Source organism: Prevotella illustrans (assembly GCF_017426725.1).
Lineage (GTDB): Bacteria > Bacteroidota > Bacteroidia > Bacteroidales > Bacteroidaceae > Prevotella > Prevotella illustrans.
Window position 1 is genome coordinate 1 of sequence record NZ_JAERMS010000052.1, and the last position, 15,077, is coordinate 15,077.

Sequence of the window (15,077 nt, forward strand, 5' to 3'; positions counted from 1 at the left end):
GCAATTCCGAAAGGATATCTATGCTATTTAAGTTTTACCGGACAGCAATAATATCAGAATTTTATTTTGAATATATCGAACGATATAATATAATAAAGGTGGCAACCCATACGGATTGCCACCTTTATTATATGTGATTATTTTAAGATTACATCATGCCACCCATGCCCGGAGCTGCCGCCGGCATAACGGGTTTGTCTTCTGGTTTGTCAACCATAACACACTCGGTTGTGAGCAACATGCCAGCGATAGATGCGGCATTCTCAAGTGCTACGCGAGCAACCTTGGCCGGATCAATAATACCTGCCTTGCGCAAATCCTCGTATTCATCCTTGCGAGCATTGTAACCGAAGTCACCTTCGCCCTCGCGAACCTTGTTAACTACAACCGAACCTTCGCCACCAGCATTGGCAACAATCTGGCGAAGTGGCTCCTCAATGGCACGCTCAACAATATTGATACCGGTCTGCTCGTCCTGATTTTCACCCTTCAGACCCTTCAAAGCGTTCAAAGAACGGATGTAAGTAGTACCACCACCGGCAACAACACCTTCTTCGATAGCTGCACGAGTAGCGCAGAGGGCATCGTCTACACGGTCTTTCTTTTCTTTCATCTCCACTTCAGAGTTGGCACCTACATAGAGTACGGCAACGCCACCAGCCAACTTAGCCAGACGCTCCTGCAGTTTCTCCTTATCGTAAGAGCTCTTTGTATTGGCAATCTCATTCTTGATCTGAGCCACGCGATCGGCGATATTCTCCTTCTGACCCGCGCCGTCTACGATGGTCGTGTAGTCCTTGGAAACCGTCACCTTCTTGGCAGAGCCGAGCATTTCGAGCGTTGCCTGTTCAAGTTTCAAGCCTTTGTCCTCACTGATGACAACACCTCCGGTCAGCACGGCGATATCTTCGAGCATGGCCTTGCGACGGTCGCCGAAGCCGGGAGCCTTAACAGCGCAAATCTTCAGGCCACCACGCAAACGGTTGACTACCAATGTGGTCAGTGCCTCAGAGTCTACATCCTCCGCAATCACCATCAATGGGCGTCCGCTCTCTGCGGCCGGCTGCAGGATAGGCAGGAAATCCTTCAGGTTGGAAATCTTCTTATCGTAGATAAGGATGTAAGGATTCTCCATGACGCACTCCATCTTCTCGGCGTCGGTAACGAAATAGCCCGAGAGATAACCACGATCGAACTGCATACCCTCTACAATACCAATATTGGTATCACGAGTCTTGCTTTCCTCGATGGTGATAACACCGTCTTTCGATACCTTACGCATGGCGTCGGCCAAGAGCTTACCAATCTCCGGATCATTATTAGCAGAAACGGTTGCCACTTGCTCAATCTTGTCATAGTTGTCGTCCACTTTCTCGGCATGACTCTTGATGTGCTCCACAACGGTAGCGACAGCCTTATCGATACCACGCTTCAAATCCATCGGATTGGCGCCGGCAGTGACATTCTTCAAGCCCTCATTTACGATGGCCTGGGTCAGGATGGTAGCGGTGGTCGTGCCGTCACCGGCATCGTCACCCGTCTTGCTGGCAACACTCTTCACAAGCTGCGCGCCGGTATTCTCGAATTTGTCTTCCAACTCGATTTCCTTGGCAACAGTCACGCCGTCCTTGGTAATCTGCGCAGAACCGAACTTCTTCTCAATCACTACATTACGTCCCTTCGGACCGAGCGTTACTTTAACTGCGTTAGCCAACTGGTCCACACCCTTCTTCATCAAATCGCGGGCGTCTACATCATATTTAATATCTTTAGCCATAATCTTTCTAAATGTTTAATGTTAAGTTTGGAAATGTTGAATGAAACTTTACGTCCATTAATTTATTCTACAACTGCGAGAACATCGCTCTGGCGCATCATCAGATACTTTTCACCTTCGTTCTCAAGTTCGGTCCCGGCATACTTACCATAGAGCACGACGTCACCTTCTTTCAATATCATCTGCTCATCTTTCGTGCCTTGTCCTACGGCAACAACTTTACCACGTTGTGGCTTTTCCTTAGCTGTGTCCGGGATAATGATTCCACCTACTTTTTCTTCAGCTTCTGCCGGAAGTACCAGCACTCTGTCTGCTAATGGTTTAATGTTCATAATTGTATGTTTTATAAATACTTTTTGGTTTATCACTGCCCCAGTTAAAGCCAAAAGCGTGCCAAATGCCAAAAGGCTGACATTTTTGTCAAGAGGCTGACAAATGTGGCAGTCCATGATTATGAAAATATCGGACAACACCCCCATCGCTGGCTGCGTTTTTCGCCACAAAAAGTTTTTCACGGACAAATACGCGAATTTTGAGCGCAGTTGTAAACTGCTCACTATCAGCCGTTTACGTTTTTCGGCCATCTTCATGAGCATTTTCAACCACCCAATAGCTATGCTTTTAGCGTCTCATCATGGGTCTTTTAAGAGCAAAAAGCAGTGCTTTTGTCGTGTAAAAGCTATGCTTTCAGCTCTCAAAAGTACAACAATGAGGCTCCATCGCCCATCTATCGTCACCTTTTTGGTATCTTTTCGCCTCTCATCCACTCTGGATGCACAGTCCGGAAAGTGTTAAAATAGTGTCATGTTTCTTGACAAAGAGCGAGCCGCCGGCAAGCTTTCAGGCTGTTCCATGGAAACAAGGGGCAGTTACCTGAACAATATACTTTTACACATTAATATTATAAAAAGAGAGTATTCGTTTTGAAAAATGTCAAAATTCTTTTATCTTTGCAGTTATGTCGCAACGATTCGGATCACCCCAATGACTGTGGTCGGTCGCACGTTGCCGCGAACAACAAATATAACAATACGTATATGAAAGATTTCTTCAAACATGTTTTCGCCACCATGGTGGGGCTGTTCCTCTTCGGTTTTGTAATGACCATTTTGGCCTTTATCAGCCTTGTCGGTATCATTGCCGGTTCGGAAAACACCAACGACATTACTGACAATTCCGTGCTGGTGCTCAACCTCGACGGCATCATGAGCGAACGGACGGAAGACAATTTCCTCAACAAACTGAACGGAGTCGACGGGATGAGTTTCGAAGCCTATCAGCGGGCCATCCGAAACGCGACCGACAACGACAAGATAAAAGGAATCTTCATTCAGGCCAACAGCTTTGGGGCCGAAATGGCTCATCTGGAAGAATTGCGCCAGTCGCTGAGCGAATTTAAGAAAGCGGGCAAATGGATCATTGCCTATGGCGAAGAGATGTCGCAGGCCAGCTACTATCTGTCATCATTGGCCGACAAGATCTATCTGAACCCGGCAGGCGAACTTAGCTGGGCCGGCCTCGGTGGCGAAACGAAATACGTAAAACACACGCTGGCCAAGATTGGTATTCGTGCCGTTCCCGTAAAAGTAGGCAAATATAAGAGTGCCGTGGAAATCTTCACAGAGGATAAGATGAGCGACGCCAACCGTGAGCAGACCGAACGGTATCTGAACGGCTGGTGGAACAAAATAGTAACCGATGTGGCCGCAAGCCGTAAGATCAGCAAGGACTCGCTCAATGCCTATGCCGACCGGCTCATTTCCTTGGAAGATCAGCAACAATTAGTAAAAGCCCGCATGATCGACGGGCTCATCTACAACGACCAGACAAAAGCCGTTGTGGCCAAAATGTTGGGACAGGACAAAGACGACGATATCAACCAGGTGGCGGTCAGCGATCTGCAGGAAGAAGCCACCGATGGACTTTCAGACCAAATTGCCGTCTACACGGCTGTGGGCGATATTGTCGACAGTAGCAGTCCGCAGAGTGTATTCCGGGGCGGCAGCCAGATTGTAGGCAAAGACTTCTGCAAAGACATGCAAGCCCTGGCCGACGACAAGAACGTGAAAGCCGTGGTGCTACGCGTCAATTCGGGTGGCGGCTCGGCCTATGCCTCCGAGCAGATGTGGCACCAAATCATGGAGCTTAAAAAGAAGAAGCCTGTCGTAGTATCGATGAGTGGAGCCGCTGCCTCGGGTGGTTATTATATCAGCAGCGCGGCCAACTATATCGTGGCCGACGCCAATACGATCACGGGAAGTATCGGAATCTTCGGCATACTCGGAGATCGCAGCAAGCTGTACACCCAGTTGCTCGGCATGAAATTCGATGAAGTAAAGACCAACCGCAACTCGGTGATTGGCGCCCAAGGGCACTTCTTCAGCGACGAACAGTTCAACCTGATTCAACGAAGCGTCGAACGGGGCTATCTGTTGTTCAAGAAACGTGTAGCCGGCGGTCGTCGCATGACGATGGAGCAGGTGGAAGCTATCGCCCAGGGGCATGTCTATCTGGGCTCGGACGCGCTCCGCATCCACTTGGTCGACGCGCTGGGCAACCTCGACACGGCTGTCAGGAAAGCGGCCCAACTGGCCAAGCTCGACGATTACAACGTCAAGCGATATCCCGAAGAAAAAAGCCTGTTAGACCAATTACTCGATATGGATGATAGCATGGACAGCTATCTGAACGGTAAACTCAGACTTTTGATGGGCGATATGTACGAACCGCTGAAGATGAAGCATGATTTGGAGACGATGGATCGTGTGCAGGCACGGTTGCCTTTCTCCATCTCACTCGTAAAATAAGACTGCGAACATCATGAGAACCGAAGGAGATTTCATCAAAATCAACGAATGGCTGTTACCGCTCAGCTGGCTGTTTGAGATGGTGGTACGACTGCGCAACGCGCTCTTCGACATGGGAATCATCAAGAGTCGGGCCTACGACGTGCCGGTAATCTCGATCGGCAATATCACGGTGGGCGGTGCCGGTAAGACCCCCCACACGGAATATTTAGTCAGACTGTTGAAAGAGCAGATGAAGGTAGCTGTGCTCTCCCGAGGCTACAAGCGTAAGACGAGGGGCTACCTGCTGGCCGACGATCAGTCGACCATGCAAGAGATCGGTGACGAGCCGACGCAAATGAAAACGAAATTTCCCGACCTTACAATAGCCGTCGACGGCAATCGCCGGCGGGGTATCGACCGACTGACCCACGACGAAAGTACCAAAGACACCGATGTCATCCTGCTGGACGACGCTTTTCAGCACCGCTACGTGAAGCCGGGCATCAACATTCTGCTCGTGGATTACCACCGTCTGATTATCTACGACAAAATGTTACCTGCCGGAAGACTGCGCGAACCGCAGTCGGGAAAGAATCGGGCCGACATCGTAATTATCACCAAATGCCCCAAAGACTTGAAACCAATGGAGTTTCGAGTACTCACTAAGGCGATGAACCTGTATCCGTATCAGGCGCTTTACTTCTCTACGATTGACTACAACGATTTAATTCCGGTTTACGAGAACGGCAAAGGCTCTCTACCCTTACAGTCAATCCAAGGCAAGAACATTCTATTGCTCACGGGCATAGCCTCGCCCGACCAGCTAATCATCGACCTCAAAGGTTATCAGACTCAAATCACGCAGCTGGCGTATGCCGACCATCACCATTTCAGTCGTAAGGACCAAGAGCATATCAACGCGGTATACGAAGCAATGGAAGAGCCTAAAATGATTATCACGACAGAGAAAGACGCGGCTCGGTTGCAAACGGCCGAACATCTGACACAGGAGGTTTGCGACGCCATTTTTGCCCTTCCAATCAAAGTGAGATTCCTTTTAGACCAAGAAGAAAACTTTAACAATCAAATCATAAGCTATGTACGAAAGAATTCAAGAAACAGCATCCTGGTTAAAAGAAAGGATGACCACAAGCCCAAAGACGGCAATCATACTGGGGACAGGGCTCGGACAATTAGCTTCAGAAATAACTGATAGCTATGACTTTCCGTATTCTGAGATACCCTACTTTCCTGTATCGACAGTAGAAGGACATGCCGGAAGACTTATATTCGGTAAACTTGGCGGCAAGGATATCATGGCCATGGAAGGGCGTTTCCACTATTACGAAGGCTACTCGATGAAAGAGGTTACCTTTCCGGAGCGCGTTATGTATGAGCTGGGTATTACAACGCTGTTCGTCAGCAATGCTGCGGGTGGCATGAATCCGAGCTTCAAGATTGGAGATCTCATGATTATTGATGACCATATCAACTTCTTCCCGGAACATCCGCTTCATGGCAAGAACTTCCCGACAGGGCCGCGCTTTCCGGATATGCACGAAGCTTATGACAAACAGTTACGTGACTTGGCCGACACGATTGCTCGGGAAAAGGGTATCAAGGTGGCTCACGGCGTCTATGTTGGCGTTCAAGGACCCACTTTCGAGACTCCGGCAGAATATCGCATGTACCGTATGATGGGTGGAGACGCGGTCGGCATGAGCACCGTTCCCGAAGTAATCGTAGCCCATCACTGCGGAATCAAGACTTTCGGAATCAGTATTATCACCGATCTCGGTGGCTTCGACGTGCCGGTAGAGGTAAGTCATGAAGATGTGCAGAAGGCTGCCAACGCCGCTCAGCCATTGATGACGGAAATCATGCGCGAGATGATTCGCCGCTCATAAATGATTCTCTATATATAAATAGGTAAAGAAATAATGGAAATAGCAAAATTGGGGGAGTTCGGACTCATCGAAAGACTCACGAAAGATATCAAGATCAGAAACAACTCTACCCGATATGGTGTGGGTGATGACTGTGCCGTGCTTCATTACCCTGATTCGGAGGTGCTGATCACGTCAGACATGCTGATGGAAGGCGTACATTTCGACCTCACCTACATCGACTTGGAACACTTGGGCTACAAGGCCGCGACAGTCAATATCAGTGATATCTTCGCCATGAACGGTACCCCCCGCCAGCTCATCGTGAACATCGCGCTCAGTAAACGCTTCACCGTAGAGGATATGGAAGCCTTCTATACCGGGCTCAACATGGCTTGCGAACGCTGGGGAGTGGATGTTGTCGGCGGCGACACGACGTCTTCCTATACGGGGTTAGCCATCAGTATCACTTGTATTGGCGAAGCAAAGAAGGAGGATATTGTCTATCGCAATGGAGCCAAAGAGACCGACTTGATTTGTGTAACGGGTGATTTGGGAGCTGCCTACATGGGGCTTCAGCTGCTCGAACGTGAGAAAGCGGTTTATTATCAGCAGGTAGAAGAAGCACGAAAGAAGGGAGATCAAGCTGCACTAAAAGACCTCCAAAACTTTCAACCCGACTTTGCGGGTAAGGAATATCTGCTTCAACGCCAGCTACAGCCCGAAGCTCGCGGCGACATGATTGCCAAATTGCGCGAGATGAACATTCGTCCTACTGCTATGATGGATATCTCGGACGGACTAAGCAGTGAGTTGTTGCACATCTGTAAACAGAGTCATTGCGGCTGCCGAATCTATGAGAACAAGTTACCAATCGACTATCAGACTGCCGTCATGGCCGAAGAGTTCAATATGAATCTGTCAACATGCGCGCTGAATGGTGGTGAAGACTATGAACTTTTGTTCACTGTGCCCATCGGCAACCATGAGAAGCTGGAATCGATGGACAACGTTCGTCAGATTGGTTATATCACCAAAGACTCCCTCGGCTGCATGCTCATTACCCGAGACGATCAGGAATTTGAACTTCAAGCTCAAGGATGGAATCCCCTAAAATAAACCTACTCTTTATACACATCTCGATTAACTTAAAATTTGTGATAAGAACTCTGTTGTTTGATGTTGAAATCATTGACTTTTCGAGATTATCTTACTTAAATTCTGTTTATAGCATACGCTATTTTTTAAAGAGTTTTTTGTTAAACAGAGATGTGTATAAAGAGTAGTCCAATAAACAGGAGAAATCGTATTCAACATTCAGCCCCTCTCGACATGGCTGTCCGTCGTAATATTTAGCTAAATGTCAGAGGGGCCGGATTATCATAATCACTTGCCTTTGCCCACTTCTCGTTGTTAATAAACTTTAATACCATTAGCTTTTCTTTCACTCTTCACCTATAAATAGATAAATATTACTACCTTTGCAACCGCAAAACGAAATGGTGCCATAGCTCAGTTGGTAGAGCAAAGGACTGAAAATCCTTGTGTCCCCGGTTCGATTCCTGGTGGTACCACTTTGAAAAAAGCAAGTCTCAGCAAAAGAGGATGTGCCCATTTTGACACACCCTCACATCCTAAAATTTCAAAATTACTTTCTGTGCTTTGTCGAGCCAACTTTGACCTCTTCTACTATAGTTGTACTCGGGTGCTTTTGTGCATATTCGATAGGTACAAATTGCCCCGTTTTAGCACTTCTTCTTTTTCTACTGTCTTTGCCCAATACAGATAATATTGCAACTTTTATGAGAAAGGCATCTCGAACAAAAACTTGTCTTTTAAGGAAATATGGAGTAAACGCACAAATCAACGAAACCAATAAATTAGTATTACCAACTAATAATGTTGCAGATTTGAATCTGCGTTTTGGAATTTCTTAATGAAGATATATTTAAGAGGAGTAATCACCGATAGCCTTTACCGATCAAATTCAAAGAAAAAGATAATCATTAATTATGAGCGATGAGAATAAGATAATACTCTATCAGGACGATAACGAAATAACCCGTGTATCGGTACGTTTCGCTGATAAAGATCTGTGGCTTACACAGAATCAGTTGGCGGAAATTTATTGCACTACGCAACAAAACATTAGCCAACATGTGGACAATATATATAAAGACGGAGAACTTGCCATAGAAGCAACTAACAAGAAATTCTTGTTAGTTCGACAAGAGGGAAATCGTCAGGTAAAACGTAACATTGACCACTATAATCTTGATATGATAATTGCCCTTGGCTATCGTGTTCAATCGCAAGTGGCTACTCGTTTCCGCCGCTGGGCAACACAGCGGCTTCACGAATACATTCAAAAGGGATTCACTATGGACGATGAGCGGTTGAAACAAGGAGGCAACCGCTACTTCCGTGAGTTATTGCAACGTATTAGGGATATTCGTAGCAGTGAGCGCAACTTCTACCAACAAGTTACGGACATTTATGCCACAGCCACAGATTATGACCCTTGTGACGAGATGACAAAGATGTTCTTTGCTACCGTGCAAAACAAGTTGCACTACGCAGTTCATGAGAATACGGCCGCGGAAGTTATCTACAATCGGGTGGACAATGAAAAGCCGTTTGTAGACATGACGAACTTCAAAGGTAATATGTAACTAAGGACGATGTGAAAATCGCTAAGAACTACCTGTCTGAGATTGAACTCCAACGTTTGAATCTGCTTGTTTCCGGTTTCTTGGACTTTGCCGAGTTCCAAGCATTGGAAATGAATCCCATGACAATGAAAGATTGGACAGAAGCATTGGATAACCAGATTATTGCTCATAAACGGAAGGTTTTGATTGGCAAGGGAAACATTTCGCATAAACAGGCGATTGAAAAGGCAGAAAAGGAGTTTGCCATCTATCGCAAACGCGAAATGGATTTGCTTGAAAGCGATTTTGATAGGGAAATCAAAAAATTGAAAGACAATGGTGGCAATAGTTCAAAGTAATGATATTGAACTACTTGGGAAGAGATTACGATTCCTGGTGGTACCACTTATGAAGCAGTCAGCAATGGCTGCTTTTTTCGTTGTTGAAAGTTTATTTATATTTTGACGTTTTCTTTTGATATTCCACCCTATTCTATTATATTTGCAAGTAAATAAACCAATAAACTAAAGAACATGTTAGGTACACAAGAAATCATTATCATTGCGCTCATCATTCTGTTGCTGTTTGGTGGCAAGAAGATTCCCGAATTGATGAAAGGTTTGGGCAAAGGTGTCAAGAGTTTCAAGGACGGCATCAACGGCATTGAAAACGACATAACCCCAACCGAAAAAGAAACAAAAGAAACAAAAGAAACGACAACCAACGCCAATGATCAGTAATGGCTGAAAACGACGATCTGTCTTTCTGGGAACATCTGGACGTCCTGCGAAGCCTCATTTTCAAAATCATTATCGTGGGCGGACTATGCGCCCTACTTGCGTTCTGCTGCAAAGACTTGTTATTTAAGGTCATCCTGGCGCCGAAAGATTGCGACTTTATAACCTATCAAATACTGAAAGTGGAACCTTTTCGTATAGACCTTATCAACACAGGGCTTACCGAACAGTTTCTTGTCCATATGAAGGCGGCGCTCTTCTTTGGCATTCTCTGCGCCTCGCCTTATATCATCTATCAGCTTTATAAGTTCATCGCGCCCGCCCTATATGACAGCGAACGCAAATATTCCATGCGAATCATCGGCAGTGCCTACGGCATGTTCTTCGTAGGAGTCTTGGTCAATTATTTCCTGATATTCCCTCTGACGGTACGCTTCCTCGGCACTTATTCGGTGAGTTCCAATGTCCGGAACATGCTGACTATCCAATCTTATATGGACACTTTGCTCATGATGTCACTGGTTTTCGGCCTTGTATTCGAGATTCCGGTCATCAGTTGGCTGCTTGCGCTCATGGGAGTACTCAAGCACGCGTGGATGAAGCGATATCGACGACATGCCTTCGTGGTCATCGTTATCATTGCGGCCGTCATTACGCCAACATCCGACGTGTTCACACTGTTCATCGTCACCCTTCCGATCTGGCTACTCTATGAGTTCAGTATACTCATTGTGAAAGCAACAGAACATCAAAAACGAGAAAAAACAAGTTTGGAAATGTAAGGAAAACCTAAGTAAAATAAAATGGTTCTAAAGACTTTCATCATCTAAGCCTACCACCGTTAACACGCCATCCGCCACGCTGAACTTGACATCCCGTCCCGCAAAAGGCATTCCATAGATCTTTTGCGGGTCGTTCTGATAATGGGGACGCGGATCTAATTCCAGCACTTGCGTCAGCACCCGAGCTTCTCTCTCTCCCAACTTCGATCTTAACGCGTTCGGAATAATGACACGCAGCCGCTTGATGGACGTCGTATCGACAAAGCCACTGCGGGCTTCGGGTTTGCAATCGGCATAGACCACATAGGGCTTAAGGTCAAAAATAGGCGTGCCGTCCATCAGGTCGGCGCCTTTAACAATAATGATCGGGCCTCGGCTTGTCTCCCATTCCACGTGATCGAGTTTCACGCACGACAAACCAATTCCATTGGGACGAAACGGACTACGCGTAGCAAACACGCCCATTTTTTCATTTCCTCCCAACAACGGAGGCCGCACCACAGGACTGACAGGCTGATGCTTATTGGCCGAAAATGCCCAAATGAGCCACAGATAGTCAAATCCTTCAATTCCCCGAAGAGCGTCGGCATTTCTGTACGGTGGCTCAAAGATGATTCGACCTTCTAATTCTGCGACCAAACCAGCTTGCTTGGGAATACCAAACTTTGAACGAAAAGGTGACTGGAAATGAGCTATCGGTTCTATATTCATACGCGGAAAAAGAAAGCACTGATAAAGATTAAGAAGAAAGTAGACAGCCCCACCCAGACCGGCCAATAAGGATAACGCAGATCACGGGCATGACAGGGACCATTGACCCGCAGCAATACCAGATAGGCGATTGTCGATCCGCCAAACGCGAAAAGCATTCCGACAAACAGATCACCAAAGTAATGGACTCCTAAATACATACGCGAATAGCAGATGACCATGGCCCAGACGATCATGAAAAAAGATAACCAATTGCGACGAAACAAATAACAGATGAAAAACGCGAATCCAAAACTGTTACCCGCATGAGCCGATGGGAAACCATAAGCCCCTCCTCGAACTCCGTCAACGATATGAACCATTTCAGAAATAGGACTCTCCAAATTGCTGGGACGTAACCGGGCCACTGCCGGACGCACAATTTGCGACGTAAAAGTGTCTGTTATGAGGATAATGAAACCTATTGTCAGAAGAATCGACAGCACCACCCGATAATTGAAATTCTTTAGCAGCACTAATAAAAACGTGACATACAATGGAATCCAGATAGCCTTACCGCTCACCAAATACATAAAACTATCCCAATAAGGAGAATGTATGCCATTGATTGCCAAGAAAATATGGCAATCCCAATTCATCAAATATTGTATCAGTAAATATAACATCGCACTTCAGAGACCATCAATTATATCATATAGCTTTTGAAGCCAAGCCTTCCCCATATGTAGCGGATGGTCAGGCTGACCATAACTATTCACCGTCTTTTCTAACTTAGTATCGTAAATAACGCCTCCTTCATCCGTCACCATTCCCAAGAGACCCGGTACGGAAAACCAAGCAAACGCAGGAGCCCGGGTATCGAGCATATCTTTGCTGAAAGTAAATTCACCATGATCAATACCCAACTGGGCCAATAATGTGGCCGCTATGTCGTTCTGGCTGCCGATGCGGTCAATCCGACAAGGTCGCTCTATGGCGCCACCCAGCATGATGAGTGGTATCTGATAGCGAGCAAAATCGGTATTGGAAATATCCTCGGGATAACAGCCTTGATGATCGGGCACCAATACAACGAGCGAATGTTGCCAGCGGCGAGTTTGCTTCAGTTGATCGATAAACTTCCCGATGCAATCGTCGGTATAGGCAAAAGCATTCAGCCGTTTATTAGCCAACCGATGATAAGGCACATCGAATGGCTCATGAGAACTTGACGTCTGCAACACTCTAAGCATGGGTTTGGCCTGCCTTGCACTACGCAGATCATTCAACAGACGTGCGAATACCAAATGATCAGGCACACCCCACTTGCTGAGTCGCTCCTTCACAGGGAAATCCACGTCAGAAACGATGTTCTCATATCCCGAATTTACTAAATAAGAGCGCATATTCGTAAAATCGGCGTCACCTCCGTAATAGTAGTTCGCCCCATAGCCGGCCCGCTTCATGGCTGCCGCTATCGATGGCAGATGGGCCGTCTTTCGCGGATATTTCATGATACTCATCGTAGGCTGGGCAGGAAAGCCGCTAAGAATGGCGACAAGACCGCGATCAGTGCGGAAACTGTTCGCATAAAACCGGGTAAACAGCACCCCTTCCTTAGACAATCGATCAAGATTGACAGCTACATTGGGCAATCCTCCTAATGTTTTCATCAACTTACTGGAGAAACTCTCCATTACGATAATGTAGACGTCGGGCCTGACTGCATCTTGTCTCAGAAGCGATTGATGGGTTTGGGGCGACGTGCGGGTGTAGACCATTTGACGGAATTGACGGTCGGCGGCGTCACCGGTCATAAAACGATATTGATTGGCAAAATCCTCATCATGAACCATACTCTCCATGAAACTGAACAAAGGATTTACCGCAGCATGGTTAAGTGACTGCTGTCCACTAAAATACACTTTACCGGTATTGGTCGACGAAACGGTTACTCCTCCACGAATAGGGATAATCAGCAGCCCGGTAAGCACTACCAGACAAAAAGTCGTGGCGATACGGCCGGTCAGGCGTTCTGCCCTGGGCAACACGGATGGCAGACATCGCCAAGCTCCCATAAAGATAACGGTGGCTACAGCGACAATAGCCAGCACTCCTCCCAAAGCAAACCATAAGCTGACACTGGCAAAAGCGTCCTTGGGTGAAGAAAAGAAATAGAAAATAGGTGTAGCGTCTAAAGGATACTTCCAGAACGAATAGAGTCCCAGATTGACCACAAACGCGCTTGCTATCAACAACGAGGCAAGCCCATAATAGCCCCAAGCGACGAAACGACGCCAACGCTTGCTTACCACCCATTGGTCCGTCAAGGCCAACAACATGGGCACGGCAGTGAGATAGGCTGCCAACGACAGATCAAGCGGCAAAGCATGAAAAACGACCGCACACCAGTCGGCCAGCGTATTTTTAACAAAGAGATCATGATACCAAAGCATAAAAAGAGGCTTTTGAACCATCATGACCAACAGCCAGAAACAAAAGTTTTGAAGATAAAATAGAAATGCTTTCATATCAATGCGTCATTCTTCCTGATAGAGTTTTAAAATCGCCGGAAGCTTATCCAGAGCAGCTTGTCGGCCTTGCTGATATACGTTTTCCATTTCGGCAGGATCATGCGACACATGTTCTATCGACAGCTCACCAGTCGGCCGAATCACGACGGTATTGCCTTTCCGCTCCTCTGCCCGCACATAGGCCAGTTGCGCATTATACATCACATGCCGCTGCTCGGCTGCCTCTAAAAAACGTGGATAACGCCTCAGTTGCCAACGCATAAGTGGCAACAGGCGATTGGGCTTCTTGACATAACCCTCTGGTTGCGTAAGAACCACAACATTACGGTCGTAACCTTTCTGCTGGAAAAAATGCAGAGGGATAGAATCCGATATGCCTCCATCGAGCAATTTCTTATCACCAATCTCCACTACCTTGGAAGCCAAAGGCATTGAGGCCGACGCTCTGATCCATTCATAACACTCATGGCTATGTTTCATTAGCAGCTTATACTCAGCTTGCCCCGTAGTGACATCGGTACAAACCACATAGAATTCCATAGGATTACGGTCAAAAGTTGCAGTGTCAAAGACATCAAGCCGGGTTGGCAAGACATGATAACAGAAATGACCGCCAAACAAGTCACCGGTCGTTATGAGCGATCGCAGACTGCAATAACGCCAGTCATGCGCGAACTTTTTATTATAACGAATGGCTCGTCCGGGTTGCTCAGATTTGTAGTTACATCCAAAGGCTGCTCCGGCCGACACACCCACCAGTCCATCAATACAAATGTGGTTTTCCATCATCACATCAATGACACCGGCGGAAAATAGTCCCCGAAGGGCGCCCCCTTCCAATACTAATCCTTTTTTCATATTGCAAAATTACAAAAAAATAGAGATAAACTCATAACACAGCTGCTTTTCATCAGTTAAAGTAACAGTTTTAAATGATGGTAACGTACTGCATGATATGTTAAACGCAGAGAACATAACCATCAATGGTCGTTTTTTTGATTATTCTTTTGGCAAAACGAATTCTTTACAAAAAAAAACGGACAAATATTCAACTATTCCACTGATAATCTCTAACTTTGTATGAACAAATTAAATAATGAATCTCTATGGAATGGTATGCGTATTTGGCCATAGGCTATTTTGTTTTCTCCACACTCTATTGTATAGCAGAACTGAAAAAAACCAATAGTGTCCTAAATATTTTTCAAAAAAGTGAAGGAAGTTGTTTTCA

Annotated in this window: 12 protein-coding genes, 1 tRNA gene and 1 pseudogene; 8 read left to right on the forward strand and 6 right to left on the reverse strand. The window is 46.4% G+C overall.

Features of this window, described 5'->3' with window-relative positions; translation table 11 throughout:
- Nucleotides 1-148: 148 nt before the first annotated feature.
- Both groL and JHU38_RS11345 read right to left on the reverse strand, forming a co-directional pair.
- The gene (gene groL / locus JHU38_RS11340; RefSeq protein ID WP_107580953.1) at nucleotides 149-1,777 is read right to left on the reverse strand and encodes a chaperonin GroEL; all 1,629 of its coding nucleotides are present in this window, start codon (nucleotides 1,775-1,777) and stop codon (nucleotides 149-151) included.
- Nucleotides 1,778-1,839: 62 nt separating this feature from the next.
- Nucleotides 1,840-2,109, reverse strand: coding sequence for a co-chaperone GroES (locus JHU38_RS11345; protein ID WP_107582277.1), 270 nt, complete (start codon nucleotides 2,107-2,109; stop codon nucleotides 1,840-1,842).
- Nucleotides 2,110-2,814: 705 nt separating this feature from the next.
- Here JHU38_RS11345 and sppA point away from each other — a divergent pair.
- The 8 genes and pseudogenes from sppA to tatC all read left to right on the forward strand — a co-directional run bounded on the left by sppA (nucleotide 2,815) and on the right by tatC (nucleotide 10,622).
- The gene (gene sppA / locus JHU38_RS11350; RefSeq protein ID WP_107582278.1) at nucleotides 2,815-4,584 is read left to right on the forward strand and encodes a signal peptide peptidase SppA; all 1,770 of its coding nucleotides are present in this window, start codon (nucleotides 2,815-2,817) and stop codon (nucleotides 4,582-4,584) included.
- 13 nt (nucleotides 4,585-4,597) lie between these two features.
- Complete coding sequence (gene lpxK, locus JHU38_RS11355) at nucleotides 4,598-5,779, forward strand: tetraacyldisaccharide 4'-kinase (RefSeq protein ID WP_107580954.1); 1,182 nt, start codon at nucleotides 4,598-4,600, stop codon at nucleotides 5,777-5,779.
- Nucleotides 5,664-6,473 carry a purine-nucleoside phosphorylase gene (locus JHU38_RS11360; protein WP_107580955.1) on the forward strand — a complete coding sequence of 270 codons (810 nt, stop codon included), beginning with the start codon at nucleotides 5,664-5,666 and terminating at the stop codon, nucleotides 6,471-6,473. Before lpxK ends, JHU38_RS11360 begins: the two co-directional genes overlap by 116 nt.
- 33 nt (nucleotides 6,474-6,506) lie before the next feature.
- Nucleotides 6,507-7,571: a thiamine-phosphate kinase gene (gene thiL, locus JHU38_RS11365; protein ID WP_107580956.1), complete on the forward strand. Its 1,065-nt coding sequence runs from the start codon at nucleotides 6,507-6,509 to the stop codon at nucleotides 7,569-7,571.
- A 382-nt stretch (nucleotides 7,572-7,953) separates the two neighbouring features.
- Nucleotides 7,954-8,026: transfer RNA gene (locus tag JHU38_RS11370), tRNA-Phe, on the forward strand.
- A gap of 438 nt (nucleotides 8,027-8,464) precedes the next feature.
- Nucleotides 8,465-9,462 (forward strand): annotated as a pseudogene (locus tag JHU38_RS11375) (virulence RhuM family protein).
- A gap of 174 nt (nucleotides 9,463-9,636) precedes the next feature.
- Nucleotides 9,637-9,843 carry a Sec-independent protein translocase subunit TatA/TatB gene (locus JHU38_RS11380; RefSeq protein WP_107580957.1) on the forward strand — a complete coding sequence of 69 codons (207 nt, stop codon included), beginning with the start codon at nucleotides 9,637-9,639 and terminating at the stop codon, nucleotides 9,841-9,843.
- Nucleotides 9,843-10,622 carry a twin-arginine translocase subunit TatC gene (gene tatC, locus JHU38_RS11385; RefSeq protein ID WP_107580958.1) on the forward strand — a complete coding sequence of 260 codons (780 nt, stop codon included), beginning with the start codon at nucleotides 9,843-9,845 and terminating at the stop codon, nucleotides 10,620-10,622. The genes JHU38_RS11380 and tatC overlap by 1 nt, the downstream gene beginning before the upstream one ends.
- A 27-nt stretch (nucleotides 10,623-10,649) precedes the next feature.
- On the opposite strand, the gene tsaA is transcribed toward tatC, so the two are convergent.
- Genes tsaA through JHU38_RS11405 form a run of 4 tightly spaced genes read right to left on the reverse strand, consistent with a single transcriptional unit; the run spans nucleotide 10,650 to nucleotide 14,704 of the window.
- Nucleotides 10,650-11,333: a tRNA (N6-threonylcarbamoyladenosine(37)-N6)-methyltransferase TrmO gene (tsaA, locus tag JHU38_RS11390; RefSeq protein WP_107580959.1), complete on the reverse strand. Its 684-nt coding sequence runs from the start codon at nucleotides 11,331-11,333 to the stop codon at nucleotides 10,650-10,652.
- Nucleotides 11,330-11,998 carry a phosphatase PAP2 family protein gene (locus tag JHU38_RS11395; protein ID WP_107580960.1) on the reverse strand — a complete coding sequence of 223 codons (669 nt, stop codon included), beginning with the start codon at nucleotides 11,996-11,998 and terminating at the stop codon, nucleotides 11,330-11,332. The genes tsaA and JHU38_RS11395 overlap by 4 nt, the downstream gene beginning before the upstream one ends.
- A gap of 6 nt (nucleotides 11,999-12,004) precedes the next feature.
- Nucleotides 12,005-13,843, reverse strand: coding sequence for an LTA synthase family protein (locus tag JHU38_RS11400; protein WP_107580961.1), 1,839 nt, complete (start codon nucleotides 13,841-13,843; stop codon nucleotides 12,005-12,007).
- Nucleotides 13,844-13,852: 9 nt separating this feature from the next.
- Complete coding sequence (locus tag JHU38_RS11405; protein ID WP_107580962.1) at nucleotides 13,853-14,704, reverse strand: patatin-like phospholipase family protein; 852 nt, start codon at nucleotides 14,702-14,704, stop codon at nucleotides 13,853-13,855.
- Between the last annotated feature and the right edge of the window lie 373 nt (nucleotides 14,705-15,077).

Bases quoted from the DNA above. Each gene is read 5' to 3' on its own strand.
- groL (WP_107580953.1), bottom strand. From the start codon at position 1,777: ATGGCTAAAGATATTAAATATGATGTAGACGCCCGCGATTTGATGAAG.
- JHU38_RS11345 (WP_107582277.1), bottom strand. From the start codon at position 2,109: ATGAACATTAAACCATTAGCAGACAGAGTGCTGGTACTTCCGGCAGAA.
- sppA (WP_107582278.1), top strand. From the start codon at position 2,815: ATGAAAGATTTCTTCAAACATGTTTTCGCCACCATGGTGGGGCTGTTC.
- lpxK (WP_107580954.1), top strand. From the start codon at position 4,598: ATGAGAACCGAAGGAGATTTCATCAAAATCAACGAATGGCTGTTACCG.
- JHU38_RS11360 (WP_107580955.1), top strand. From the start codon at position 5,664: ATGTACGAAAGAATTCAAGAAACAGCATCCTGGTTAAAAGAAAGGATG.
- thiL (WP_107580956.1), top strand. From the start codon at position 6,507: ATGGAAATAGCAAAATTGGGGGAGTTCGGACTCATCGAAAGACTCACG.
- JHU38_RS11380 (WP_107580957.1), top strand. From the start codon at position 9,637: ATGTTAGGTACACAAGAAATCATTATCATTGCGCTCATCATTCTGTTG.
- tatC (WP_107580958.1), top strand. From the start codon at position 9,843: ATGGCTGAAAACGACGATCTGTCTTTCTGGGAACATCTGGACGTCCTG.
- tsaA (WP_107580959.1), bottom strand. From the start codon at position 11,333: ATGAATATAGAACCGATAGCTCATTTCCAGTCACCTTTTCGTTCAAAG.
- JHU38_RS11395 (WP_107580960.1), bottom strand. From the start codon at position 11,998: ATGTTATATTTACTGATACAATATTTGATGAATTGGGATTGCCATATT.
- JHU38_RS11400 (WP_107580961.1), bottom strand. From the start codon at position 13,843: ATGAAAGCATTTCTATTTTATCTTCAAAACTTTTGTTTCTGGCTGTTG.
- JHU38_RS11405 (WP_107580962.1), bottom strand. From the start codon at position 14,704: ATGAAAAAAGGATTAGTATTGGAAGGGGGCGCCCTTCGGGGACTATTT.